The sequence below is a fragment of the Microbacterium sp. genome, assembly GCF_035554235.1.
Taxonomy (GTDB): domain Bacteria; phylum Actinomycetota; class Actinomycetes; order Actinomycetales; family Microbacteriaceae; genus Microbacterium.
This window is the reverse complement of record NZ_DATMIO010000177.1, coordinates 1-19,165: the sequence shown is the minus strand read 5'-3', so window position 1 is coordinate 19,165 and position 19,165 is coordinate 1. Positions and strand designations below refer to the sequence as shown.

The window sequence follows — 19,165 nt, the reverse complement described above, 5'->3', positions numbered from 1 at the left end:
ACGTCAGAACTCCTCGACGAGGGCGACGGATCGCTCGACGGCGGAGAACCCCATCCCCTCGTACAGCGTGTTGGCGCCTGTCGGGCTCGCGGTGTCGACGTCGAGGATCGCCCGCTCGAGCCCGGCGTCGCGCGCGGCCCGCAACAGGGCCGCGATCACGGCGGGAGCCAGACGCTGTCCGCGCCGGTCGCGAACCACACCGATCAGGTCGATGTAGACGCTCGAGAATCCCTGGGCGGCCCAGTCCTCCTCGTTCACGGAGCCCAGTGCGAACGCGACGACGCGCACGGGATCGCCGAGCGCGTCCGTCGCACCGGGTGCACCGGCATCCACGTTCTCGACGATGACGAACGACAGATCGCCGCGGAACAGCTCGCCGCCCACGAACTGCTGCCAGCGCTCGGGTGCGCTCGGCTGACTGCCCCAGTGATCACGAAAGGCATCGTTCCGCGCGAACCGGGCGGCATCAGCGAACTCAGGCGCATATGCCACGACGCGCATGTTCTCCGCGATGGCGATGTCGGGAATCGGATCGGACAGCGGTCGCGCCATTCCGGCGAAATAGCGCTCGATCCTCATCCCCCGGCGCTCCGCGAGCCGGATCGCCGCCGTGTTGGGTTCATCCGCATACACCAGGAGCCAGGCGGGCAGCGTGCTGCGCGTTGCCGCCATCAGCTGCAGGCACCGCTCGGCCGACCAGCGCAGAACCTGCCGGCCGATCCCCCGCGCGCGCAGTTCGGGATGCACGCCGCCCATGGCGTAGGCCTGCACCCGGGTCTCGCGGCCGGGGGCGAGGCTCGCCCAGGCGGTCGCGACCGCCCTGCCGTCGGCATCCAGTCCCACGAGCGAGTCGGTCGCGGGATCGAGGTAGGGGGTGTCGAACTGATCGGCGACCTCTTCGCGTGCCGTCACCCAGGTCGGGTGGTCGGCGCGGTCCATGGCCCGCGCCAGCACCATGAGGGCGTCGATGTCGGCCTCGGCCGCGGGCCTCCACACCGCCACATCCGGGTGTTCGGGCACGGTCGGCCGCGCGGGTGCGGTGATCCGCTCGTCGAGGGGCGGCAGCTCGGTCTCGCTCACCGGCCCAGCCTAGCCAGACCGCGATTTCCCGTGCGCATAACTCCTGCAAACCGGAGCCAGCCCACCACTCAATGTGCGGAAACGTGCCGACCCGCGCCGCGCCGCCGCGCGGAATGCAGGAGTTGTGCGCATCTCGTCAACACGGAGAGCCAGCCACTCGAACGAGCGACCTAGACCCGGCAGTGCACGTGTGCGGCGAGCAGCTCACGGATGGCAGGCGCGATCACTCCAGGGTGGTACATGATGTCCTCTGCGAGGAGGCGCAGCGTCATCAACCCACGTGATGCCGCCGCGAGATCCCGCCGCCTGTCGCGCTTCTGCGCCGCCCATCCTTCGTGAAAGGCCTTGCTGTCGCACTCGATTATCAGGCAGCCCTCGACCAGGAAGTCCACGCGGCCGACACCATCGATCTCCGCCTGCACCTCGAATCGAAGCCCCATCTGTCGGAGCGTCAGGCGTAGGAGAGACTCGGGTCCCGACTCGCAGCGCCCGTCCACGAGTCGCAGCAGCACGTCGTAGCGCGCGGGGAGCGCGGCGAAGACATCCCGCAACTCGTCCATCGTAATGACGGCGAGGAACAGAAGGTTGTCGAGGGTCGCGACCACTGCTCGCGCCGGCTGACACCTGATCAGCGTCATCAGGGCGTCGCGCAACGACACGACGTGCCGCGCTTCCGCCGGGTCGCGGAGGTGCCCCCAGTGCAGGCGGACGCTCCGATCGTCGCGGCCCCGAAGCCAGCGTTTCACCCTGGCGTTCGCGTGCGGAGAGCGCAGACGCGACATCGCACGGTCGACGTGCACGTGCGTCCGAGAATCTTCCATCACGAACGCGCCCGTAGTCGCCACCGCGCTGACGCAGGTCAATCTCCCCCCGACCCTCACCGCGACGTCGGATCCGTCGTCGACGGTCGCGGCGACATACCGATCGCGGCGGAGACGCGTGAGCCTCCCGGACCGGACCGCCGTGGTGATCTGCCTGGGCCGCATGCCCATCGCGAGAAGGTCGGCTCGGGTGAGGACCCGTTCATCGATGCTCTTGGCGAGTGCTGCGGCTGATCCCATAGACGGACCGTGACAGGTTGCTCACACCCGCAGACCGCGACCATCGATATCTGTGAACCTCCGCCGGGCCACCCGATCTGTGGAGGAGATGGTCACCTGGAGGAGCCGGCGGCACGAGATATGGGGGCCGGCGAACACTCGCGCGCACAACTCCTGCATTCACAGGCCGATCCCGCCCCGGCCGCCGCCGTTCCGCGGGCGCCAAGGGCCGCGCATCGCGGATTGCAGGAGTTATGCGCACTGGCCAGGACCCGAGGCCGGCGGGGGAACGGCGAAACCCGAGGCGTCAGGGGGAACGGCGAAATCCGAGCCGGCGGGGGAACGGCGAAACCCGCGGCCTCGCCGTCAGGCGTGGCCGCGGGTTTCGCGGTGGTACGGGTGCGCCTCTCGACGCGATCGGACTACTCCGACTTGGCCTCGGCGTCGGCCGACGCGGTCGCCTCATCCGACGTGGCGGCCTCGTCCGACCCAGCGGCCTCATCCGTCGCGGCCGCCTCGTCCGGCGCGGCGGCCTCTTCCGAGGCGGCCTCGGCATCGACGGCCGGCTCCTCCTCGACGACCTCGGCCGGCGCGGCAGCGGCGGCCTTCTTGGCGGACCCGTCGGCGGGCTCAGCACGGCGCTTTGCCTTCGGCTTGACCGGCTCGAGCACGAGCTCGATGACGGCCATCGGTGCGTTGTCCCCCTTGCGGTTGCCGACCTTCGTGATGCGCGTGTAGCCACCCTCACGGTCGGCGACGAGCGGCGCGATCTCGGTGAAGAGAACGTGCACGACCTCCTTGTCGCCGATCACCGAGAGCACGCGACGACGCGCGTGCAGGTCGCCGCGCTTGCCGAAGGTGATCAGTCGCTCGGCCAGGGGACGCAGGCGCTTGGCCTTGGTCTCCGTCGTCGTGATCGAGCGGTGCGTGAAGAGGGCAGCGGCGAGGTTCGCAAGCAGCAGGCGCTCGTGTGCGGGGCCGCCTCCGAGGCGGGGACCCTTCGTGGGCTTAGGCATTTTCGGATGTCTCCAGGATCAAAGGGGGAAGAGGGGCTCAGACGGTCTCGTCGTCGTAGCCGCCGTAGAAGTGGGCGCCGTCGAAGCCGGGCACCGAATCCTTGAGCGACAGACCGAGCGAGATGAGCTTGTCGCGCACCTCGTCCACGGACTTCTGACCGAAGTTGCGGATGTTCATGAGCTGCGTCTCCGAGAGAGCGACGAGCTCGCTGACCGTGTTGATGCCCTCGCGCTTGAGGCAGTTGTACGAGCGGACCGACAGGTCGAGGTCCTCGATCGGCATCGACAGCTCGTTGGTGAGCACCGTTTCGACCGGCGCCGGGCCGATCTCGATGCCCTCCGCCTCGACGTTGAGCTCGCGGGCGAGGCCGAAGAGCTCCGTCAGGGTGCGGCCGGCCGACGCGACGGCGTCGCGCGGGCTGATCGAGGACTTGCTTTCGACGTCCAGCACGAGCTTGTCGAAGTCGGTGCGCTCACCGGCACGCGTCGCGTCGACGCGGTAGCTGACCTTGAGCACGGGCGAGTAGATCGAGTCGATCGGGATCTGACCCGCCTCGGCGTACTCGTTGCGGTTCTGCGTCGCGGAGACGTAGCCGCGACCGCGCTCGATCGTGAGCTCGAGCTCGAACTTCGCCGAGTCGTTCAGCGTCGCGATGACGAGGTCGGGGTTGTGCACCTCGACGCCCGCGGGGGCCGAGATGTCGGCCGCCGTGACCTCGCCGGCGCCCGTCTTGCGCAGGTACGCCGTGATGGGCTCATCGCGCTCGCTCGAGACGACGAGCTGCTTGATGTTGAGGATGATCTCGGTGACATCCTCCTTCACACCCGGGATGGTGCTGAACTCGTGCAGCACGCCATCGATGCGGATGCTGGTGACGGCTGCACCGGGGATCGACGACAGGAGGCTGCGACGAAGCGCGTTCCCGATCGTGTAGCCGAAGCCGGGCTCCAGCGGTTCGATGATGAACCGGCTGCGGAACTCCGCGATCTTTTCCTCGGTGAGTGTGGGACGCTGTGCGATCAGCACTATGGGTTCCTTTCGATCAAGTGCCCGCTATATGACACTTGCGTGATGTGAGGTGTTGAGTTGTCGTCGACGGATGCCTCGTGTCGAGGCATCCGGAATGTCTGAGTGGTCGCTTCGCGACCGGCGTGCGCAGGCCCGCGGGTGAGGGCGTCATCCGACGCCCTCACCCGGAGACTAGACGCGGCGGCGCTTGGGGGGACGGCAGCCGTTGTGCGCCTGCGGCGTCACATCGTTGATCGAGCCCACCTCGAGGCCGGCGGCCTGAAGCGAGCGGATCGCCGTCTCGCGGCCCGAACCCGGGCCCTTGACGAAGACGTCGACCTTCTTGACACCGTGCTCCTGCGCCTGACGGGCGGCCGACTCGGCGGCCATCCCCGCCGCGTAGGGCGTCGACTTGCGCGAGCCCTTGAAGCCCACGCCACCCGACGATGCCCAGCTGATCACAGCGCCGGACGGGTCGGTGATCGAGACGATCGTGTTGTTGAACGTCGACTTGATGTGGGCCTGGCCCAGCGCGATGTTCTTCTTCTCCTTGCGACGCGGCTTGCGCGCGGCGGTCTTGGGTGCAGCCATGTGCGGTTCTCCTGATGTTCGTTGGTTGAGTAGCCGCGAAGCGGCGTATCGAAACCAGGCGCCTAGCGCGCCTTCTTCTTGCCGGCGACGGTGCGCTTCGGGCCCTTGCGGGTGCGAGCGTTCGTCTTCGTGCGCTGACCGCGCACCGGGAGGCCGCGACGGTGGCGGATGCCCTCGTAGGAGCCGATCTCGACCTTGCGGCGGATGTCGGCGGCCACCTCACGGCGGAGGTCACCCTCCACCTTGTAGGTCTCGATGTTGTCGCGAAGGGCGATGAGCTGGTCGTCGCTCAGGTCCTTGACGCGCACATCGGGGCTGATGTCGGTGGCGGTGAGGATCTCGACGGAGCGAGTCCGGCCGATGCCGTAGATGTAGGTGAGGGCGATGACCACGCGCTTATCGCGCGGGATGTCGACGCCGGCAAGACGTGCCATGCGGGTTCTCCTGGGAGTGGTGTGGAGGTGTGGAGCAGAATCGGTGCCCGGGCCTCCAGCCCGGGGTGTCCCCCGCGCTCCGAAGGGAGAGCGGGTTCTGAATCTGCCTTGTGTGTTCAGTTGTGTGGAGGGAAGTGCGAGAAGTGCTGGGAGATCTCGGTACGGCGCTGCGCGCCTACTCGATCTTGATTCGAGTCGGATCAGGCGCTTCGCGCCGTGATTCGACTCGAATCAACCCTGGCGCTGCTTGTGGCGCGGGTTGGACTTGCAGATGACCATCACGCGGCCGTGGCGGCGGATCACCTTGCAGTGATCGCAGATCGGCTTGACGCTGGGGTTTACCTTCATGATGTTTCCTGTTCGCTGTCTTCGTGCCCGTGGGGATGCGCGGCGGTGGGCCGCGGCATCCGGATCACGGGCCGTTACTTCTCGACCGGTCTAGCGGTAGCGGTAGACGATGCGACCGCGCGTGAGGTCGTAGGGGCTGAGCTCTACGACGACGCGGTCTTCGGGGATGATGCGGATGTAGTTCTGCCGCATCTTGCCGGAGATCGTGGCGAGCACTTTGTGTCCATTGGTGAGCTCAACGCGGAACATCGCGTTGGGCAGCGCCTCTGAAATAGTGCCTTCGATCTCGATGACACCGTCTTTCTTCGCCATACACTCGCTAACGCTTGTGCAGACCGGTCGGTCTGCGGTGGTTGGGTTGTGGTGCCGGGCGACCGGATCGCTGAAACCGCGGACACGCCGAAAGAGGCGCAAGGCACCAAGGATCAATAGTACGTGATAGTGGATGCCGCGGCAACTCGCTGCCGCAACCCCTCACATGATCGCGGAGGGATGGCCCCGCTCAGCCCTGAAGGCGGTCGACGATGTCGACCTGCGGGTCGCCGGTCAGGGTGAGACGCTCGCCATTCACAACGACCGTGGGCGTTCCGATGTTGCCTGTGGCCGGATCCGGCGGCGTCGACTGGGTCATCGCCGTGACGAACTTCGCGTACGTCTGGTCCGCGATACAGGGGGCCGCGCCGGCCGCGCCGGCGGTCTCGGCGAACGCGATGATCTGATCGTCGGTCAGCCCTGCGGACGGCTCGGGCGGCTGGTTGGCGAACATCTCCTGGAGGAACGCCAGCGACGCATCCGGCGACGACTCCGCGACGCAGTACATCGCGTTCGCGGCGCGCGTCGAGAAGGCCGTCCCCTGGGACTTCGAGTCAAGGATCGCGATCGGGTGGATGTCGAGCGTGATGGAGCCGTCATCCACGAGGCCGGCGAGCGTCTCGCCGTACGCCTCTTCGAACGCGCCGCAGACGGGGCACATGAAATCGACATAGGTGGCGACCACATCCGGCCCGTCACCCACGTGGATCGCACCCGTCTTCGCGTCGATGTTCGCCGACTGCGGGGGCTCACCCGGCGCGGTCGCCTGGTTGTTGAGCACCACGACCACGACGCCGACGACCACGAGCACCGCCACCACCGCCACGCTGACCCAGATCGCGAACCAGTTCGTCTTGCGCCCACCCGTTGCCATTGCTATCCGATCTCCACGTCATTGAATGGGCGAGGGGACCACGCCGAACGGCGCCAGTCCCGCTGCCCCGCCATCGGGTGCGGTGAGCACCCAGATTCCGTCATCATGCACGGCCACGCTGTGCTCCCAGTGGGAGCCCGCCGAGCCGTCGCGCGTCGAGACCGTCCAGCCGTCGTCCTCGACGAACGTCGCCTCGTCGCCGGCGGCGACCATGGGCTCGATCGCGAGGACGAGCCCGGGCCGCACCTCCGGGCCGGGGTCGGGCACGCGATAGTTGAAGACCGAGGGCGACTCGTGCATCTTGCGCCCGATGCCATGCCCGACGTAGTCGCGCAGGATGCCGTAGGTGCCCGGCTGTGCGTCGACGTAATCCTGCACGGCGGCACCGACATCCGCCACATGGCGCGCTCTCGCGAGCGCGGCGATGCCCGCCCACAGCGAGCCCTCGGTCACGCGGGAGAGCTCCTCGCGCTCGGCGACGACCTGCGGCCGCGCGGGGTCGGGGAGCACGAACGTCACGGCGGAGTCGCCGTTCCAGCCGCTGCGCTCGGCGCCGCAGTCGATCGAGACGATATCGCCGGGCTGCAGCGCCCGGTCGCTGGGGATGCCGTGCACGACCTGCTCGTTGACCGAGGCGCAGATCGTGTGGCGATAACCGCGCACGAGCTGGAAGTTCGATCGCGCACCGCGGCCGGTGATGATCCGGGATGCCGCGGCATCCAGTTCGATCGTCGTGACGCCCGGCGCGATCATCGCGCGCACCGCGTCGAGCGCGGCCGCGGTGATGAGCCCTGGTTCCATCATCGACCGCAGCTGGGCGGGGGTTTTGTAGATCGAGCGGCGCAGGCCCATTCCGTCGGTCAGCAACCCTCAGGCAGCGGTCCGGCGTTCGAGGCCACGAGCCTCGAGCGCCGCGATGATGCGCGTGGTGATCTCATCGAGCGATCCGACGCCGTCGATGCGATCGACGATGCCCTGCTCACCGTAGGCGGCGAGGATCGGCGCGGTCTCGCGCTCGTAGATGTCGAGACGATGGGCGATGCCGGCGTCGGTGTCGTCCGACCGGCCCTGCTCCTCCGCGCGCAGACGGAGGCGCTCGAGGCTCTCCTCGCGCGGTACGACGAGCTCGATCACCGCATCCAGTGACTCGCCGCGCGCGGCGAGGAACTCTTCGAGGTGGGCGACCTGCTGCGCGTTGCGCGGGTAGCCGTCGAGGAGGAAGCCGTGCGCGGCGTCATCCTGCGACAGGCGGTCGCGCACGATCTCGCTCGTCAGCTCGTCGGGCACCAGGTCTCCGCCGTCGACGATCGCCTTGACCTGCCGGCCCAGCGGGGTGCCCTCCTTGATGTTGGCCCGGAACACATCGCCCGTGGAGACGACCGGGATGCCGAAGGCCTCGGCGATCCGGACACCCTGGGTTCCCTTCCCGGAGCCCTGGGGGCCGACGATCAGGAGGCGGGCCGTGGTGACTGAGGTCATCGCAGGAGTCCTTCGTAGTGGCGCTGCTGGAGCTGCGCGTCGATCTGCTTTACCGTCTCGAGACCCACACCGACGATGATCAGGATCGACGCTCCACCGAACGGGAAGTTCTGATTGGCGCCGACCGTTGCCAGCGCGATGAGCGGCAGCAGGGCGATCAGGCCCAGGTAGATCGAGCCGGGGAGCGTGATGCGCGTGAGCACGTAGTCGAGGTACTCGGCCGTGGGACGACCGGCGCGGATGCCGGGGATGAAGCCGCCGTACTTCTTCATGTTGTCGGCGACCTCGACCGGGTTGAACGTGATCGCGACGTAGAAGTACGTGAAGCCGATGATGAGCAGGAAGTAGACCAGCATGTAAACAGGCGAATCACCGGTCGTCAGGTACTGCGAGACCCAGGTGACCCATCCGGCCGGCGATTCGCCGACGGCGGGCTGGTTGAACTGGGCCAGCAGCGCCGGGATGTAGAGCAGCGACGACGCGAAGATCACGGGAACCACACCGGCCATGTTGACCTTGATCGGGATGTACGTGTTCGTCCCGCCGTAGGTGCGGCGACCGACCATGCGCTTCGCGTACTGCACCGGGATGCGGCGCTGCGACTGCTCGACGTACACGACGAGCGCGACCACCACGATTCCCACGGCGAGGACGAGGAGGAACACCTCGAAGCCGCGCGCGAGCCAGATGGCCCACATCGCGCCGGGGAACGTCGCGGCGATCGAGGTGAAGATCAGGAGCGACATGCCGTTGCCGATGCCGCGCTCGGTGACGAGCTCTGCGAACCACATGATGAGGCCGGTGCCGGCGGTCATCGTGATGATCATCAGCAGCTGCGCCCACCACACGTCGTTGGTGAGGAGCTGCTCGCACGCCGGGACGCCCGTGTTGCCGAAGAGCTGACCGCTGCGCGCGACGGTGACGAGCGTCGTGGACTGCAGGAGCGCCAGGGCGATCGTGAGGTAGCGCGTGTACTGCGTCAGACGCGACTGACCCGCCTGGCCCTCCTTGTAGAGGGTTTCGAAGTGCGGGATGACCACGCGGAGCAGCTGCGTGATGATCGTCGCCGTGATGTAGGGCATGACGCCCAGGGCGAAGATCGAGAGCTGCAGGAGCGCGCCGCCCGAGAACAGGTTGACCAGCGACAGCAGCCCGTCCGTGCTCGAACTGGCGCCGATGCACTCCTGCACGTTCGGAAAGTCCACGAACGGTGCCGGCACGTGCGCGCCGAGTCGATAGAGGGCGATGATCCCCAGAGTGAAACCGATCTTCCGGCGAAGGTCCGGGGTGCGGAAGATCCGCGCGATAGCGCTAAACAAGAACGTGCCTCCTGACGGACGTGCGGGTGGCCCTCTGATCGGTCGGAGTCCAGGACTCCGACCGATCAGGAAGCATCACGGGATTCACCCGCAAGCTCAGCCTACTGAGCCCCCAGCTGCCACGATCTTCTGCTCGGCGGAGCCAGAGACCTTGTCAACTGCGACATTCAGCTTAACCGCAATGTCTCCGGTGCCGAGCACCTTGACCTTCTCGTTCTTGCGGACGGCGCCCTTGGCCACGAGGTCGACGACGGTGACCTCACCGCCCTGCGGGTAGAGCTCGGCGAGCTTCTCCAGGTTCACGACCTGGTACTCGACGCGGAACGGGTTCTTGAACCCGCGCAGCTTCGGGGTGCGCATGTGCAGCGGCATCTGCCCACCCTCGAAGCCGACCCGCACGGTGTTGCGGGCCTTGGTGCCCTTGGTGCCACGACCGGCGGTCTTGCCCTTGGAGCCCTCACCGCGACCCACGCGGGTCTTTGCGGTGTTGGCACCCGGGACGGGACGCAGGTGATGCACCTTCAGCACGCCCGGGCGCGACACGACGGCGTCGGCCTTCTTCGGAGCGGCCTTGGCGGCGGGAGCCTTCTTCGCGGGGGCCTTCTCGGCCTTGTCCGCGCTGTCGGCGGCCTTGGCGGCCGGCTTCTTCGCAGCCGGCGCCTTGGCGGCAGCGGCCTTGGCCGGCGCCTTCTTGGCTGCGGTCGCCTTGGCGGCCTTCGCCTCTCCGGCCGTGCTCGCACCGAGCTCCGTCGAAGTGTCCTTCTTCTCAGCCTTCTCGGCCATTAGTCGATCTCCTCAACCTTCACGAGGTGGGCGACGGTCTTGACGTAACCGCGCGTCTGCGCGTCGTCGGGACGGACGACGGAGTCGCCGATCCGCTTGAGACCGAGGCTGCGCAGCGTGTCGCGCTGGTTCTGCTTCTCACTCACCTTGGACTTGATCTGCGTGACCTTCAGACGATCGGCCATCAGGCACCTACCTTCGCAGCCGCGGCGGCTTCTGCCTCCGCGCGGACGAGGCGCGCGGGGGCGACCTGGTCGAACTCGAGTCCGCGACGAGCGGCGACCGCGCGGGGCTCCTCGAGCTGCTTCAGGGCCGCAACCGTCGCGTGCACGATGTTGATCGTGTTCGACGAACCGAGCGACTTCGAGAGCACGTCGTGGATGCCGGCGCACTCGAGCACGGCGCGGACCGGACCACCGGCGATGACACCGGTACCGCCCGAGGCGGGACGCAGCAGCACCACACCGGCGGCGGCCTCACCCTGCACGGGGTGCGGGATCGTCACGCCGACGCGGGGCACGCGGAAGAAGTTGCGCTTGGCCTCTTCGACACCCTTCGAGATCGCGAGGGGAACCTCGCGAGCCTTGCCGTAGCCCACGCCGACGACGCCGTTGCCATCGCCCACGACCACGAGGGCCGTGAAGCTGAAGCGGCGGCCGCCCTTGACGACCTTCGAGACGCGGTTGATGGTGACAACGCGCTCGAGGAACTGGGACTTGTCGGCGTCACGCGAACCGCGGTCACGGTTCGGGTTGCGCTCACGTCCGCCACGACGGGGCTCGCGCTCCGGCTGCGCCTCGGGCGCGGCCGTTTCGGCAGCAACTGCCACTTCGGTCTCCTTGATTTCACTCACAGGTTCAGCCCCCCTTCGCGGGCGCCGTCGGCGATCGCCGCGACACGTCCCGCGTAGCGGTTGCCACCGCGGTCGAACACGACATCCGAGATGCCGGCAGCCTTCGCACGCTCGGCGACGAGCTCGCCGACCTTGCGGGCCTTTGCGGTCTTGTCACCGTCGAACGAACGCAGGTCCGCTTCGAGGGTGGATGCCGAGGCCAGGGTGTTGCCCTTGGCGTCGTCGACCAGCTGGACGAACACGTGGCGCGCGGAGCGCGTCACGACGAGACGCGGGCGCGCATCGGTACCGACGACCTTCTTCCGAAGGCGTGCGTGTCGACGCGAACGAGCGTCGGACTTCGACTTCACAGCCATGGTTACTTACCACTCTTTCCGGCCTTGCGGCGCACGACCTCGCCGGCGTACCGCACACCCTTGCCCTTGTAGGGCTCGGGCTTGCGAATCTTGCGGATGTTCGCGGCCGCCTCGCCGACGGCCTGCTTGTCGATCCCACTCACGGTGAGCTTGTTGTTGCCCTCGACCGTGAAGCTGATGCCCGCGGGCGGTTCGACGAGCACGGGGTGCGAGAAGCCGAGGGCGAACTCGACCGAGCTGCCCTTCTGTGCGACGCGGTAACCGGTGCCGACGACCTCGAGGCCCTTGGTGTAGCCCTGGGTGACGCCGATGATGTTGTTGTTGATGAGGGTGCGGGTGAGGCCGTGGAGCGATCGCGATTCGCGCTCGTCGTCGGGACGGGTGACGAGCACCTGGCCCTCTTCGACCTTCACCTCGATGGGGCTCGCGACGGTGAGCGCGAGCTCACCCTTCGGGCCCTTGACCGCCACATCCTGACCCTCGACCGACACGGTGACGCCGGCGGGGATGTCGATGGGAAGACGTCCGATTCGAGACATGGCTGACTACCACACGTAGGCGAGGACTTCCCCACCCACGCCCTTCTGCTCGGCCTGACGGTCGGTGAGAAGACCGGAGGAGGTGGACAGGATGGCGACGCCGAGGCCGCCGAGAACACGGGGGATCTCGGTCGAACGTGCGTACACGCGCAGGCCGGGCTTGGAGACGCGCTTGATGCCGGCGATCGACCGCTCGCGGTTCGGGCCGTACTTGAGCGTCAGGGTCAGGCTCTGGCCGACGCGGGCGTCTTCGACGGCCCAATCGGCGATGTAGCCCTCACGCTTGAGGATCTCGGCGATGTGCGACTTCAGCTTGCTCGACGGCATGTTCACGGAATCGTGATGCGCCGAGTTCGCGTTGCGCAGACGGGTCAGCATGTCTGCGACCGGGTCTGTCATTGTCATGGTCTGTTTCCTTCGTTCATTCGGTTTCGACGGCCGTTACACGGCAGGCGACCTGTGATGATTTCCTCGATGATCGAGTAGCCGGCGGAGCCGGCGTCTCGACAACCGTTGTTCAGTTCTCTTCGTTGCGGAACGGGAAGCCGATGTGGCGCAGGAGCGCGCGGCCCTCGTCATCCGTCTTCGCGGTCGTGACGATCGTGATGTCGAAGCCGCGGACGCGGTCGATCTTGTCCTGGTCGATCTCGTGGAAGACCGACTGCTCCTGCAGGCCGAACGTGTAGTTGCCGTTGCCGTCGAACTGCTTCGGCGACAGGCCGCGGAAGTCGCGGATGCGGGGCAGCGCCAGCGACGTCAGGCGGTCGAGGAACTCCCACGCGCGGTCGCCACGCAGCGTGACGTGGGCGCCGATGGGCTGGCCCTCGCGGAGCTTGAACTGGGCGATCGACTTGCGCGCCTTCGTGACGACGGGCTTCTGACCCGTGATCTTCGTGAGGTCGTCCACGGCCCCGTCGATCACCTTGCCGTCACGCGCCGCTTCACCGACACCGGTGTTGACGACGACCTTGACGAGGCCGGGGATCTGGTTGACGTTGACGTAGCCGAACTCCTCCTGCAGCTTCTGCTGGATCTCGGCCCGGTACTTCTGCTTCAGGCGCGGCTGGGCTGCGCCGTGAGGCCTGCTTTCAGCGCCAGGGCCAGCCGGCGCGGCAGTCGTTGTGCTCATTACAGGTCCTTACCTGACTTCTTGGCGAAGCGCACGCGAACCGTGCGTCGCTGACCGTCCTTCGTCACCTCTTCGACGCGGTGGCCGACGCGGGTCGGCTTCTTCGTCGAGGGGTCCACCAGCTGGACGTTCGAGATGTGGATCGGCGCTTCGAACGTCTCGATGCCGCCGGTCTTCGTGCCGCGCTGGGTCTGGCCCACGCGGGTGTGCTTGGTGACGTAGTTCACGCCCTCGACGAGAACGCGGTTCTGCTCGGTAAGGACCTCGAGGACCTTGCCCTGCTTGCCGCGGTCGCCGCCGCGCTCGGGCTTGGCGCCCGAGATGACCTGAACCAGGTCACCCTTCTTGATCTTCGCCATGACTAGATGACCTCCGGTGCCAGCGAGACGATCTTCATGAACTTCTTGTCACGAAGCTCGCGGCCGACCGGTCCGAAGATGCGGGTGCCGCGGGGCTCCCCGTCGTTCTTCAGGATCACGGCGGCGTTCTCGTCGAACTTGATGTACGAGCCGTCGGGACGACGCGTCTCCTTGACGGTGCGGACGATGACGGCCTTGACCACATCGCCCTTCTTGACGTTTCCGCCGGGGATCGCGTCCTTGACCGTCGCCACGATGGTGTCACCGAGACCGGCGTAGCGGCGGTGTGAACCACCGAGCACGCGGATGGTGAGCAGCTCCTTCGCGCCGGTGTTGTCGGCGACCTTGATGCGGGATTCCTGCTGAATCACTTCTACTCCTTAAGGGCAAGCGGGCCGGGGCCTACTTGGCCTTCTCCAGGACCTCGACGAGGCGCCAGCGCTTGGTGGCGCTCAGCGGACGCGTCTCGTTGATGAGCACGAGGTCGCCGATGCCGGCGGTGTTCTGCTCGTCGTGGGCCTTGACCTTCGACGTGCGACGGATGACCTTGCCGTAGAGGGGGTGCTTCACGCGGTCCTCGACCTCGACGACGATCGTCTTGTCCATCTTGTCGCTCACGACGTAGCCGCGGCGGGCCTTGCGGTAGCCACGGGCGTCCGCGTCGCGGACGTCGTGGGCCGAAGACTCGTGGCCGGACTCGACGACGGGCGTCTCGACCGCAGCCTTCTTGGCGGGCGCCTTCTTCGCGGGCGCCTTCTTCTCAGTGGTCTCAGCCATTACTCGGCCTCTTCCTTCACGGCCTCGTCGGCGGCATCCGCCTTCGTGGCCTTCGTCTTCTTCGCCTTCGCCTTGACCTCGACGGGTGCGGGCGTGGCACGGATGCCCAGCTCGCGCTCGCGGATCACGGTGTAGAGCCGCGCGATGTCGCGCTTGACCGCACGGATGCGGCCGTGGCTCTCGAGCTGGCCGGTGGCCGACTGGAAGCGCAGGTTGAACAGCTCTTCCTTGGCCTTGCGCAGCTCCTCGACGAGGCGCTGGTCTTCGAACGTGTCGAGCTCGCTCGGAGCGAGCTGCTTGGTGCCGATCGCCATTACGCGTCGCCCTCCTCGCGCTTGATGATGCGTGCCTTCAGGGGCAGCTTGTGAATGGCACGGGTCAGGGCCTCGCGAGCGAGCTCCTCGTTGACTCCGGCGACCTCGAAGAGGACGCGACCCGGCTTGACGTTTGCGACCCACCACTCCGGCGAACCCTTACCGGAACCCATGCGGGTTTCGGCCGGCTTCTTGGTGAGCGGACGGTCGGGGTAGATGTTGATCCACACCTTTCCGCCACGCTTGATGTGACGCGTCATCGCGATACGAGCGGACTCGATCTGACGGTTCGTCACGTAAGCGGGCGTGAGGGCCTGGATGCCGAACTCGCCGAACGACACCACGGTGCCACCGGTCGCCTGACCGGAACGGCCCGGGTGGTGCTGCTTGCGGTACTTGACCTTGCGGGGGATGAGCATTACGCCGGCGCTCCTTCTGCCACGGGGGCGTCGTTGCGGGGGCCACGCGGAGGACGACGGTCGCCGCGGTCACCACGGTCGTCCCGACCGCGGGACTTCGGCGCGTTGGCCTGCTCGCGCGCGAGTTCCTTGTTCGTGAGGTCGCCCTTGTAGATCCAGACCTTCACGCCGATGCGGCCGAAGGTGGTCTTCGCCTCGTAGAAGCCGTAGTCGATGTTCGCGCGGAGCGTGTGCAGCGGCACACGGCCTTCGCGGTAGAACTCCGACCGGCTCATCTCGGCGCCGCCGAGGCGACCCGAGACCTGGATGCGGACACCCTTGGCCCCGGCACGCTGGGCGCCCTGCATGCCCTTGCGCATCGCGCGGCGGAATGCCACGCGGGCGCTGAGCTGCTCGGCGACGCCCTGGGCGACGAGCTGAGCGTCGGCCTCGGGGTTCTTGACCTCGAGGATGTTCAGCTGGATCTGCTTGCCGCTGAGCTTCTCGAGGTCGGCGCGGATGCGCTCGGCCTCGGCCCCGCGGCGACCGATCACGATGCCCGGGCGGGCGGTGTGGATGTCGACGCGGACGCGGTCACGGGTGCGCTCGATCTCGATGTTGCTGACACCGGCGCGGTCAAGCGTCGTCTGCAGCAGCTTGCGGATCTTGATGTCCTCGGCGACGTAGTCGGCGTAGCGCTGTCCGGGCTTCGTCGAGTCGGAGAACCACCGCGACACGTGGTCGGTGGTGATGCCGAGGCGGAAGCCGTACGGGTTTACCTTCTGTCCCATTACTTGCTCGCCTTCCGTGGGGTTGAGCTTGTCTGGTCTGCCGGCGCGGCGTCAGCCGCCTCCGGCGTCGCGAGCACGACCGTGATGTGGCTCGTGCGCTTCTTGATCTGGAATGCGCGACCCTGTGCGCGGGGGCGGAAACGCTTGAGCGTCGTGCCCTCGTCTACGTACGCGTTCGCGATGTAGAGGTCGCGCTCGTCCAGGTATGCGCTGTCCTTGTCGGCCTTGACCCGAGCGTTCGCGATTGCGGACGCGACGAGCTTGTAGATCGGCTCGCTCGCGGACTGCGGCGCGAACTTCAGGATGGCCAGGGCCTCCTGGGCCTGCTTGCCCTTGATGAGAGCAACGACACGACGAGCCTTCTGAGGGGTCACGCGGATGTGTCGCACTCGTGCGATGGACTCCACCATTTCTCTCTCCTCCTCGGTCGCCTAGCGGCGACGGCCCTTCTTGTCGTCCTTCTCGTGGCCGCGGAAGGTGCGGGTGGGCGCGAACTCGCCCAGCTTGTGGCCGACCATGGTCTCGGTGACGAACACGGGGATGTGCTTGCGACCGTCGTGCACGGCGATCGTGTGACCCAGCATGGCCGGGATGATCATCGAGCGACGCGACCAGGTCTTGATGACGTTCTTGGATCCCGCCTCGTTCTGCGTGACTACCTTGCGAAGCAGGTGGTCATCGACGAAGGGGCCCTTCTTGAGACTGCGTGGCATCTTCCTCTACTCCTACTTACGCTTCTTGCCGGCGGTACGGCGACGCACGATGTACTTGTCGCTTTCCTTGTTGGCGTGACGGGTGCGGCCTTCCTTCTGGCCCCACGGGGTGACGGGGTGACGTCCACCGGACGTCTTGCCCTCTCCACCACCGTGCGGGTGGTCGACCGGGTTCATGGCGACACCGCGAACGGTGGGACGGATGCCCTGCCAGCGCTTGCGGCCGGCCTTGCCCCAGTTGATGTTCGACTGCTCGGCGTTGCCGACCTCGCCGATGGTGGCGCGGCAGCGTGCATCCACGTTGCGGATCTCACCCGAGGGCAGACGCAGCTGGGCGTACGGGCCGTCCTTCGCCACGAGGCGAACCGATGCGCCGGCCGAACGCGCCATCTTGGCACCGCCACCGGGACGCAGCTCGATCGCGTGGATCACGGTACCGGTGGGGATGTTGCGCAGCGGCAGGTTGTTGCCGGGCTTGATGTCGGCGCCGGAGCCCGACTCGACGATGTCACCCTGCGACAGCTTGTTCGGCGCGATGATGTAGCGCTTCTCGCCGTCGGCGTAGTGCAGGAGGGCGATGCGCGCCGTGCGGTTGGGGTCGTACTCGATGTGAGCGACCTTCGCGTCGATGCCGTCCTTGTCGTTGCGACGGAAATCGATCACGCGGTACTGGCGCTTGTGGCCACCACCGATGTGGCGCGTCGTGATGCGGCCCTGGTTGTTGCGACCACCGGTCTTGGAGAGCGGGCGCAGCAGCGACTTCTCAGGCGTCGATCGGGTGATCTCGGCGAAGTCAGCCACCGACGAACCGCGGCGACCGGGGGTCGTGGGCTTGTACTTGCGAATAGCCATTGTTTAGTCCTTCGTCCCGACCGTCAGCCGACTGCCGTGAAGATGTCGATGGTGCCCGAGCGGAGCGTCACGATGGCACGCTTGGTGTCCTTGCGCTTGCCGGTGCCGAAGCGGGTGCGGCGGGTCTTGCCGACGCGGTTGATCGTGTTGACCCCGGCGACCTTGACGCCGAAGATCTTCTCGATGGCGAGCTTGATCTCGGTCTTCGTCGCGCGGGTGTCCACCAGGAAGGTGTACTTGCCCTCGTCGATGAGCCCGTAGCTCTTCTCGGACACGACCGGCTTCAGGATGACGTCGCGCGGGTCCTTGTTCAGGGCAGTCTGCAGGACGGAGTCGGTGCTCATTCGGAGACCTCCTGGGTGGAGACGGCCTTCGACGAGACGAACGCCTCGTAGGCGGCCTTGGTGAAGACGATGTCGTCGGAGACGATCACGTCGTAGGCGTTGAGCTGGTCAAACGGCAGCACGTGGACGTACGCGAGGTTGCGCACGCTCTTCACGGTGATCTCGTCCTGGCGGTCGATGACCACGAGCACGCGGTTGGTCGCGCCCACGTCCGACAGGAACGCGGCGGCGGCCTTCGTCGAGGGCGCGCCCTCGATGCCGAAGGACTCCACGATGTGGAGGCGCTCGCCGCGAACCCGGTCGCTGAGCGCGCCGCGCAGGGCGGCCGCGATCATCTTCTTGGGGGTGCGCTGCGAGTAGTCGCGCGGCTTCGGGCCGTGCACGATGCCACCGCCGGTCATGTGCGGCGCGCGGATCGAGCCCTGACGGGCGTTACCGGTGCCCTTCTGCTTGAAGGGCTTGCGGCCGGCACCCGAGACCTCACCGCGACGCTTGGTCGAGTGCGTTCCCTGGCGAGCGGCGGCGCGCTGCGCGACGACGACCTGGTGGATCAGCGGGATGTTCGTCTTGGCGTCGAACACCGAGGCCGGAAGCTCCACGGAGCCTGCCTTCTTGCCGTCGGTGCCGCGGACGTCAAGCGCAAGAGTCTGGTCAGCCATGGACTAGGCCCCCTTCACTGCGTTGCGGACGTAGACGATGCGGCCGCGTGCGCCGGGGACGGCGCCCTTGACGAGCAGCAGACCCTTCTCGGCGTCGACGGCGTGCACCGTGAGGTTGAGAACGGTGACGCGCTCGCCACCCATGCGGCCGGCCATGCGCATGCCCTTGAAGACGCGGCTCGGCGTCGACGAGGCACCGATGGAGCCGGGCTTGCGGTGGTTGCGGTGCGAGCCGTGCGAAGCGGAGACGCCCTTGAAGTTGTGGCGCTTCATGACACCCGCGGTGCCCTTGCCCTTGCTCGTGCCGACGACGTCGACGAGCTGGCCGGCCTCGAAGGTGCCGTCGACCGTGAGCTCCTGGCCGAGCGCATACTCGCCGGCATCCGCGGTGCGGATCTCGGTGAGGTGACGACGGGGGGTCACGCCGGCGGCCTCGAAGTGGGCCGTCTGGGGCTTGTTCACCTTGCGGGGGTCGATCTGACCGTAGGCGATCTGGACGGCGTTGTAGCCGTCCTTCTCGGGGGTGCGGATCTGGGTGACCACGTTCGGTGCGAGCTCGATGACGGTGACGGGGACGAGCTTGCCGCTCTCGTTCCACACCTGGGTCATACCGAGCTTCGTGCCCAGCATGCCCTTGGAAATCTTTGCGTTGATGTCAGCCATGTCGAACCTCAGAGCTTGATCTCGATGTTGACATCGGCCGGCAGATCAAGGCGCATCAGCGAGTCGACGGCCTTGGGCGTCGGGTCGACGATGTCGATCAGACGCTTGTGGGTGCGCATCTCGAAGTGCTCGC

General features: G+C 67.1%; 32 protein-coding genes. All 32 read right to left on the bottom strand.

Going from position 1 to position 19,165, the window contains the following annotated elements:
• Positions 1 to 3 precede the first annotated feature (3 nt).
• Positions 4 to 1,080: a GNAT family N-acetyltransferase gene (locus tag VNT50_RS09060; RefSeq protein ID WP_325484786.1), complete on the bottom strand. Its 1,077-nt coding sequence runs from the start codon at positions 1,078 to 1,080 to the stop codon at positions 4 to 6.
• Positions 1,081 to 1,250: 170 nt separating this feature from the next.
• Positions 1,251 to 1,901 carry an endonuclease domain-containing protein gene (locus VNT50_RS09055; protein WP_325484785.1) on the bottom strand — a complete coding sequence of 217 codons (651 nt, stop codon included), beginning with the start codon at positions 1,899 to 1,901 and terminating at the stop codon, positions 1,251 to 1,253.
• A gap of 641 nt (positions 1,902 to 2,542) precedes the next feature.
• The gene (gene rplQ / locus VNT50_RS09050) at positions 2,543 to 3,136 is read right to left on the bottom strand and encodes a 50S ribosomal protein L17 (RefSeq protein WP_325484784.1); all 594 of its coding nucleotides are present in this window, start codon (positions 3,134 to 3,136) and stop codon (positions 2,543 to 2,545) included.
• Between the two features lie 37 nt (positions 3,137 to 3,173).
• Positions 3,174 to 4,163, bottom strand: a complete 990-nt coding sequence (locus VNT50_RS09045; protein WP_325484783.1) for a DNA-directed RNA polymerase subunit alpha — start codon at positions 4,161 to 4,163, stop codon at positions 3,174 to 3,176.
• A gap of 174 nt (positions 4,164 to 4,337) precedes the next feature.
• Positions 4,338 to 4,736 (bottom strand): 30S ribosomal protein S11, encoded by a 399-nt coding sequence (gene rpsK, locus VNT50_RS09040; protein WP_325484782.1) that lies wholly within the window; start codon positions 4,734 to 4,736, stop codon positions 4,338 to 4,340.
• A gap of 62 nt (positions 4,737 to 4,798) precedes the next feature.
• Entirely contained in the window at positions 4,799 to 5,170 is a 372-nt protein-coding gene (gene rpsM / locus VNT50_RS09035) for a 30S ribosomal protein S13 (RefSeq protein WP_325484781.1), read from the bottom strand.
• A 231-nt stretch (positions 5,171 to 5,401) separates the two neighbouring features.
• Positions 5,402 to 5,518: a 50S ribosomal protein L36 gene (gene rpmJ / locus VNT50_RS09030; RefSeq protein ID WP_005050492.1), complete on the bottom strand. Its 117-nt coding sequence runs from the start codon at positions 5,516 to 5,518 to the stop codon at positions 5,402 to 5,404.
• A 90-nt stretch (positions 5,519 to 5,608) separates the two neighbouring features.
• On the bottom strand, positions 5,609 to 5,830 hold the full coding sequence (infA, locus tag VNT50_RS09025; RefSeq protein WP_116648310.1) for a translation initiation factor IF-1: 222 nt from the start codon (positions 5,828 to 5,830) through the stop codon (positions 5,609 to 5,611).
• 190 nt (positions 5,831 to 6,020) lie between these two features.
• Positions 6,021 to 6,704, bottom strand: coding sequence for a DsbA family protein (locus VNT50_RS09020; protein WP_325484780.1), 684 nt, complete (start codon positions 6,702 to 6,704; stop codon positions 6,021 to 6,023).
• A gap of 18 nt (positions 6,705 to 6,722) precedes the next feature.
• On the bottom strand, positions 6,723 to 7,556 hold the full coding sequence (map, locus tag VNT50_RS09015) for a type I methionyl aminopeptidase (protein ID WP_325484845.1): 834 nt from the start codon (positions 7,554 to 7,556) through the stop codon (positions 6,723 to 6,725).
• A gap of 18 nt (positions 7,557 to 7,574) precedes the next feature.
• A complete protein-coding gene (locus VNT50_RS09010) occupies positions 7,575 to 8,183 on the bottom strand; it encodes an adenylate kinase (RefSeq protein ID WP_325484779.1) in 609 nt (202 codons plus the stop codon).
• Positions 8,180 to 9,502 carry a preprotein translocase subunit SecY gene (gene secY, locus VNT50_RS09005; RefSeq protein WP_325484778.1) on the bottom strand — a complete coding sequence of 441 codons (1,323 nt, stop codon included), beginning with the start codon at positions 9,500 to 9,502 and terminating at the stop codon, positions 8,180 to 8,182. Before secY ends, VNT50_RS09010 begins: the two co-directional genes overlap by 4 nt.
• 96 nt (positions 9,503 to 9,598) lie before the next feature.
• Positions 9,599 to 10,285 carry a 50S ribosomal protein L15 gene (gene rplO / locus VNT50_RS09000; RefSeq protein WP_325484777.1) on the bottom strand — a complete coding sequence of 229 codons (687 nt, stop codon included), beginning with the start codon at positions 10,283 to 10,285 and terminating at the stop codon, positions 9,599 to 9,601.
• Entirely contained in the window at positions 10,285 to 10,470 is a 186-nt protein-coding gene (gene rpmD / locus VNT50_RS08995; RefSeq protein WP_325484776.1) for a 50S ribosomal protein L30, read from the bottom strand. The genes rplO and rpmD overlap by 1 nt, the downstream gene beginning before the upstream one ends.
• On the bottom strand, positions 10,470 to 11,114 hold the full coding sequence (gene rpsE, locus VNT50_RS08990; RefSeq protein ID WP_325484775.1) for a 30S ribosomal protein S5: 645 nt from the start codon (positions 11,112 to 11,114) through the stop codon (positions 10,470 to 10,472). Before rpsE ends, rpmD begins: the two co-directional genes overlap by 1 nt.
• 20 nt (positions 11,115 to 11,134) lie before the next feature.
• On the bottom strand, positions 11,135 to 11,494 hold the full coding sequence (gene rplR, locus VNT50_RS08985) for a 50S ribosomal protein L18 (RefSeq protein WP_325484774.1): 360 nt from the start codon (positions 11,492 to 11,494) through the stop codon (positions 11,135 to 11,137).
• A 2-nt stretch (positions 11,495 to 11,496) separates the two neighbouring features.
• Positions 11,497 to 12,033 carry a 50S ribosomal protein L6 gene (gene rplF, locus VNT50_RS08980; protein ID WP_325484773.1) on the bottom strand — a complete coding sequence of 179 codons (537 nt, stop codon included), beginning with the start codon at positions 12,031 to 12,033 and terminating at the stop codon, positions 11,497 to 11,499.
• A 6-nt stretch (positions 12,034 to 12,039) separates the two neighbouring features.
• Positions 12,040 to 12,438 carry a 30S ribosomal protein S8 gene (rpsH, locus tag VNT50_RS08975; protein ID WP_325484772.1) on the bottom strand — a complete coding sequence of 133 codons (399 nt, stop codon included), beginning with the start codon at positions 12,436 to 12,438 and terminating at the stop codon, positions 12,040 to 12,042.
• Positions 12,439 to 12,550: 112 nt separating this feature from the next.
• On the bottom strand, positions 12,551 to 13,162 hold the full coding sequence (rplE, locus tag VNT50_RS08970; RefSeq protein ID WP_325484771.1) for a 50S ribosomal protein L5: 612 nt from the start codon (positions 13,160 to 13,162) through the stop codon (positions 12,551 to 12,553).
• Entirely contained in the window at positions 13,162 to 13,521 is a 360-nt protein-coding gene (rplX, locus tag VNT50_RS08965) for a 50S ribosomal protein L24 (RefSeq protein WP_325484770.1), read from the bottom strand. Before rplX ends, rplE begins: the two co-directional genes overlap by 1 nt.
• 2 nt (positions 13,522 to 13,523) lie before the next feature.
• Positions 13,524 to 13,892: a 50S ribosomal protein L14 gene (gene rplN, locus VNT50_RS08960; RefSeq protein ID WP_325484769.1), complete on the bottom strand. Its 369-nt coding sequence runs from the start codon at positions 13,890 to 13,892 to the stop codon at positions 13,524 to 13,526.
• A gap of 31 nt (positions 13,893 to 13,923) precedes the next feature.
• Entirely contained in the window at positions 13,924 to 14,298 is a 375-nt protein-coding gene (gene rpsQ / locus VNT50_RS08955) for a 30S ribosomal protein S17 (protein WP_325484768.1), read from the bottom strand.
• A complete protein-coding gene (gene rpmC / locus VNT50_RS08950) occupies positions 14,298 to 14,612 on the bottom strand; it encodes a 50S ribosomal protein L29 (protein ID WP_325484767.1) in 315 nt (104 codons plus the stop codon). The genes rpsQ and rpmC overlap by 1 nt, the downstream gene beginning before the upstream one ends.
• On the bottom strand, positions 14,612 to 15,031 hold the full coding sequence (rplP, locus tag VNT50_RS08945) for a 50S ribosomal protein L16 (protein WP_325484766.1): 420 nt from the start codon (positions 15,029 to 15,031) through the stop codon (positions 14,612 to 14,614). Before rplP ends, rpmC begins: the two co-directional genes overlap by 1 nt.
• Positions 15,031 to 15,801, bottom strand: coding sequence for a 30S ribosomal protein S3 (rpsC, locus tag VNT50_RS08940; RefSeq protein WP_325484765.1), 771 nt, complete (start codon positions 15,799 to 15,801; stop codon positions 15,031 to 15,033). The genes rplP and rpsC overlap by 1 nt, the downstream gene beginning before the upstream one ends.
• Positions 15,801 to 16,211, bottom strand: coding sequence for a 50S ribosomal protein L22 (gene rplV / locus VNT50_RS08935; RefSeq protein ID WP_325484764.1), 411 nt, complete (start codon positions 16,209 to 16,211; stop codon positions 15,801 to 15,803). Before rplV ends, rpsC begins: the two co-directional genes overlap by 1 nt.
• 21 nt (positions 16,212 to 16,232) lie before the next feature.
• Positions 16,233 to 16,514 carry a 30S ribosomal protein S19 gene (gene rpsS, locus VNT50_RS08930; protein WP_325484763.1) on the bottom strand — a complete coding sequence of 94 codons (282 nt, stop codon included), beginning with the start codon at positions 16,512 to 16,514 and terminating at the stop codon, positions 16,233 to 16,235.
• A gap of 12 nt (positions 16,515 to 16,526) precedes the next feature.
• Positions 16,527 to 17,366 carry a 50S ribosomal protein L2 gene (gene rplB / locus VNT50_RS08925; RefSeq protein ID WP_325484762.1) on the bottom strand — a complete coding sequence of 280 codons (840 nt, stop codon included), beginning with the start codon at positions 17,364 to 17,366 and terminating at the stop codon, positions 16,527 to 16,529.
• Positions 17,367 to 17,389: 23 nt separating this feature from the next.
• The gene (gene rplW, locus VNT50_RS08920) at positions 17,390 to 17,710 is read right to left on the bottom strand and encodes a 50S ribosomal protein L23 (RefSeq protein WP_325484761.1); all 321 of its coding nucleotides are present in this window, start codon (positions 17,708 to 17,710) and stop codon (positions 17,390 to 17,392) included.
• Positions 17,707 to 18,369, bottom strand: a complete 663-nt coding sequence (gene rplD, locus VNT50_RS08915) for a 50S ribosomal protein L4 (RefSeq protein ID WP_325484760.1) — start codon at positions 18,367 to 18,369, stop codon at positions 17,707 to 17,709. Before rplD ends, rplW begins: the two co-directional genes overlap by 4 nt.
• A 3-nt stretch (positions 18,370 to 18,372) precedes the next feature.
• Positions 18,373 to 19,032: a 50S ribosomal protein L3 gene (rplC, locus tag VNT50_RS08910; RefSeq protein WP_325484759.1), complete on the bottom strand. Its 660-nt coding sequence runs from the start codon at positions 19,030 to 19,032 to the stop codon at positions 18,373 to 18,375.
• Between the two features lie 8 nt (positions 19,033 to 19,040).
• The coding region (locus VNT50_RS08905; RefSeq protein ID WP_325484844.1) for a 30S ribosomal protein S10 at positions 19,041 to 19,165 on the bottom strand (125 nt) is incomplete at its 5' end.

What these genes read in the sequence shown, in the direction of transcription:
- VNT50_RS09055 (WP_325484785.1), bottom strand. Translation starts at nt 1,901, where the DNA reads ATGGAAGATTCTCGGACGCACGTGCACGTCGACCGTGCGATGTCGCGT.
- rplQ (WP_325484784.1), bottom strand. Translation starts at nt 3,136, where the DNA reads ATGCCTAAGCCCACGAAGGGTCCCCGCCTCGGAGGCGGCCCCGCACAC.
- rpsK (WP_325484782.1), bottom strand. Translation starts at nt 4,736, where the DNA reads ATGGCTGCACCCAAGACCGCCGCGCGCAAGCCGCGTCGCAAGGAGAAG.
- rpsM (WP_325484781.1), bottom strand. Translation starts at nt 5,170, where the DNA reads ATGGCACGTCTTGCCGGCGTCGACATCCCGCGCGATAAGCGCGTGGTC.
- rpmJ (WP_005050492.1), bottom strand. Translation starts at nt 5,518, where the DNA reads ATGAAGGTAAACCCCAGCGTCAAGCCGATCTGCGATCACTGCAAGGTG.
- infA (WP_116648310.1), bottom strand. Translation starts at nt 5,830, where the DNA reads ATGGCGAAGAAAGACGGTGTCATCGAGATCGAAGGCACTATTTCAGAG.
- VNT50_RS09020 (WP_325484780.1), bottom strand. Translation starts at nt 6,704, where the DNA reads ATGGCAACGGGTGGGCGCAAGACGAACTGGTTCGCGATCTGGGTCAGC.
- map (WP_325484845.1), bottom strand. Translation starts at nt 7,556, where the DNA reads ATGGGCCTGCGCCGCTCGATCTACAAAACCCCCGCCCAGCTGCGGTCG.
- VNT50_RS09010 (WP_325484779.1), bottom strand. Translation starts at nt 8,183, where the DNA reads ATGACCTCAGTCACCACGGCCCGCCTCCTGATCGTCGGCCCCCAGGGC.
- rplO (WP_325484777.1), bottom strand. Translation starts at nt 10,285, where the DNA reads ATGGCCGAGAAGGCTGAGAAGAAGGACACTTCGACGGAGCTCGGTGCG.
- rpmD (WP_325484776.1), bottom strand. Translation starts at nt 10,470, where the DNA reads ATGGCCGATCGTCTGAAGGTCACGCAGATCAAGTCCAAGGTGAGTGAG.
- rplR (WP_325484774.1), bottom strand. Translation starts at nt 11,494, where the DNA reads ATGGCTGTGAAGTCGAAGTCCGACGCTCGTTCGCGTCGACACGCACGC.
- rplF (WP_325484773.1), bottom strand. Translation starts at nt 12,033, where the DNA reads ATGTCTCGAATCGGACGTCTTCCCATCGACATCCCCGCCGGCGTCACC.
- rpsH (WP_325484772.1), bottom strand. Translation starts at nt 12,438, where the DNA reads ATGACAATGACAGACCCGGTCGCAGACATGCTGACCCGTCTGCGCAAC.
- rplE (WP_325484771.1), bottom strand. Translation starts at nt 13,162, where the DNA reads ATGAGCACAACGACTGCCGCGCCGGCTGGCCCTGGCGCTGAAAGCAGG.
- rplX (WP_325484770.1), bottom strand. Translation starts at nt 13,521, where the DNA reads ATGGCGAAGATCAAGAAGGGTGACCTGGTTCAGGTCATCTCGGGCGCC.
- rpsQ (WP_325484768.1), bottom strand. Translation starts at nt 14,298, where the DNA reads ATGGCTGAGACCACTGAGAAGAAGGCGCCCGCGAAGAAGGCGCCCGCC.
- rpmC (WP_325484767.1), bottom strand. Translation starts at nt 14,612, where the DNA reads ATGGCGATCGGCACCAAGCAGCTCGCTCCGAGCGAGCTCGACACGTTC.
- rplP (WP_325484766.1), bottom strand. Translation starts at nt 15,031, where the DNA reads ATGCTCATCCCCCGCAAGGTCAAGTACCGCAAGCAGCACCACCCGGGC.
- rpsC (WP_325484765.1), bottom strand. Translation starts at nt 15,801, where the DNA reads ATGGGACAGAAGGTAAACCCGTACGGCTTCCGCCTCGGCATCACCACC.
- rplV (WP_325484764.1), bottom strand. Translation starts at nt 16,211, where the DNA reads ATGGTGGAGTCCATCGCACGAGTGCGACACATCCGCGTGACCCCTCAG.
- rpsS (WP_325484763.1), bottom strand. Translation starts at nt 16,514, where the DNA reads ATGCCACGCAGTCTCAAGAAGGGCCCCTTCGTCGATGACCACCTGCTT.
- rplB (WP_325484762.1), bottom strand. Translation starts at nt 17,366, where the DNA reads ATGGCTATTCGCAAGTACAAGCCCACGACCCCCGGTCGCCGCGGTTCG.
- rplW (WP_325484761.1), bottom strand. Translation starts at nt 17,710, where the DNA reads ATGAGCACCGACTCCGTCCTGCAGACTGCCCTGAACAAGGACCCGCGC.
- rplD (WP_325484760.1), bottom strand. Translation starts at nt 18,369, where the DNA reads ATGGCTGACCAGACTCTTGCGCTTGACGTCCGCGGCACCGACGGCAAG.
- rplC (WP_325484759.1), bottom strand. Translation starts at nt 19,032, where the DNA reads ATGGCTGACATCAACGCAAAGATTTCCAAGGGCATGCTGGGCACGAAG.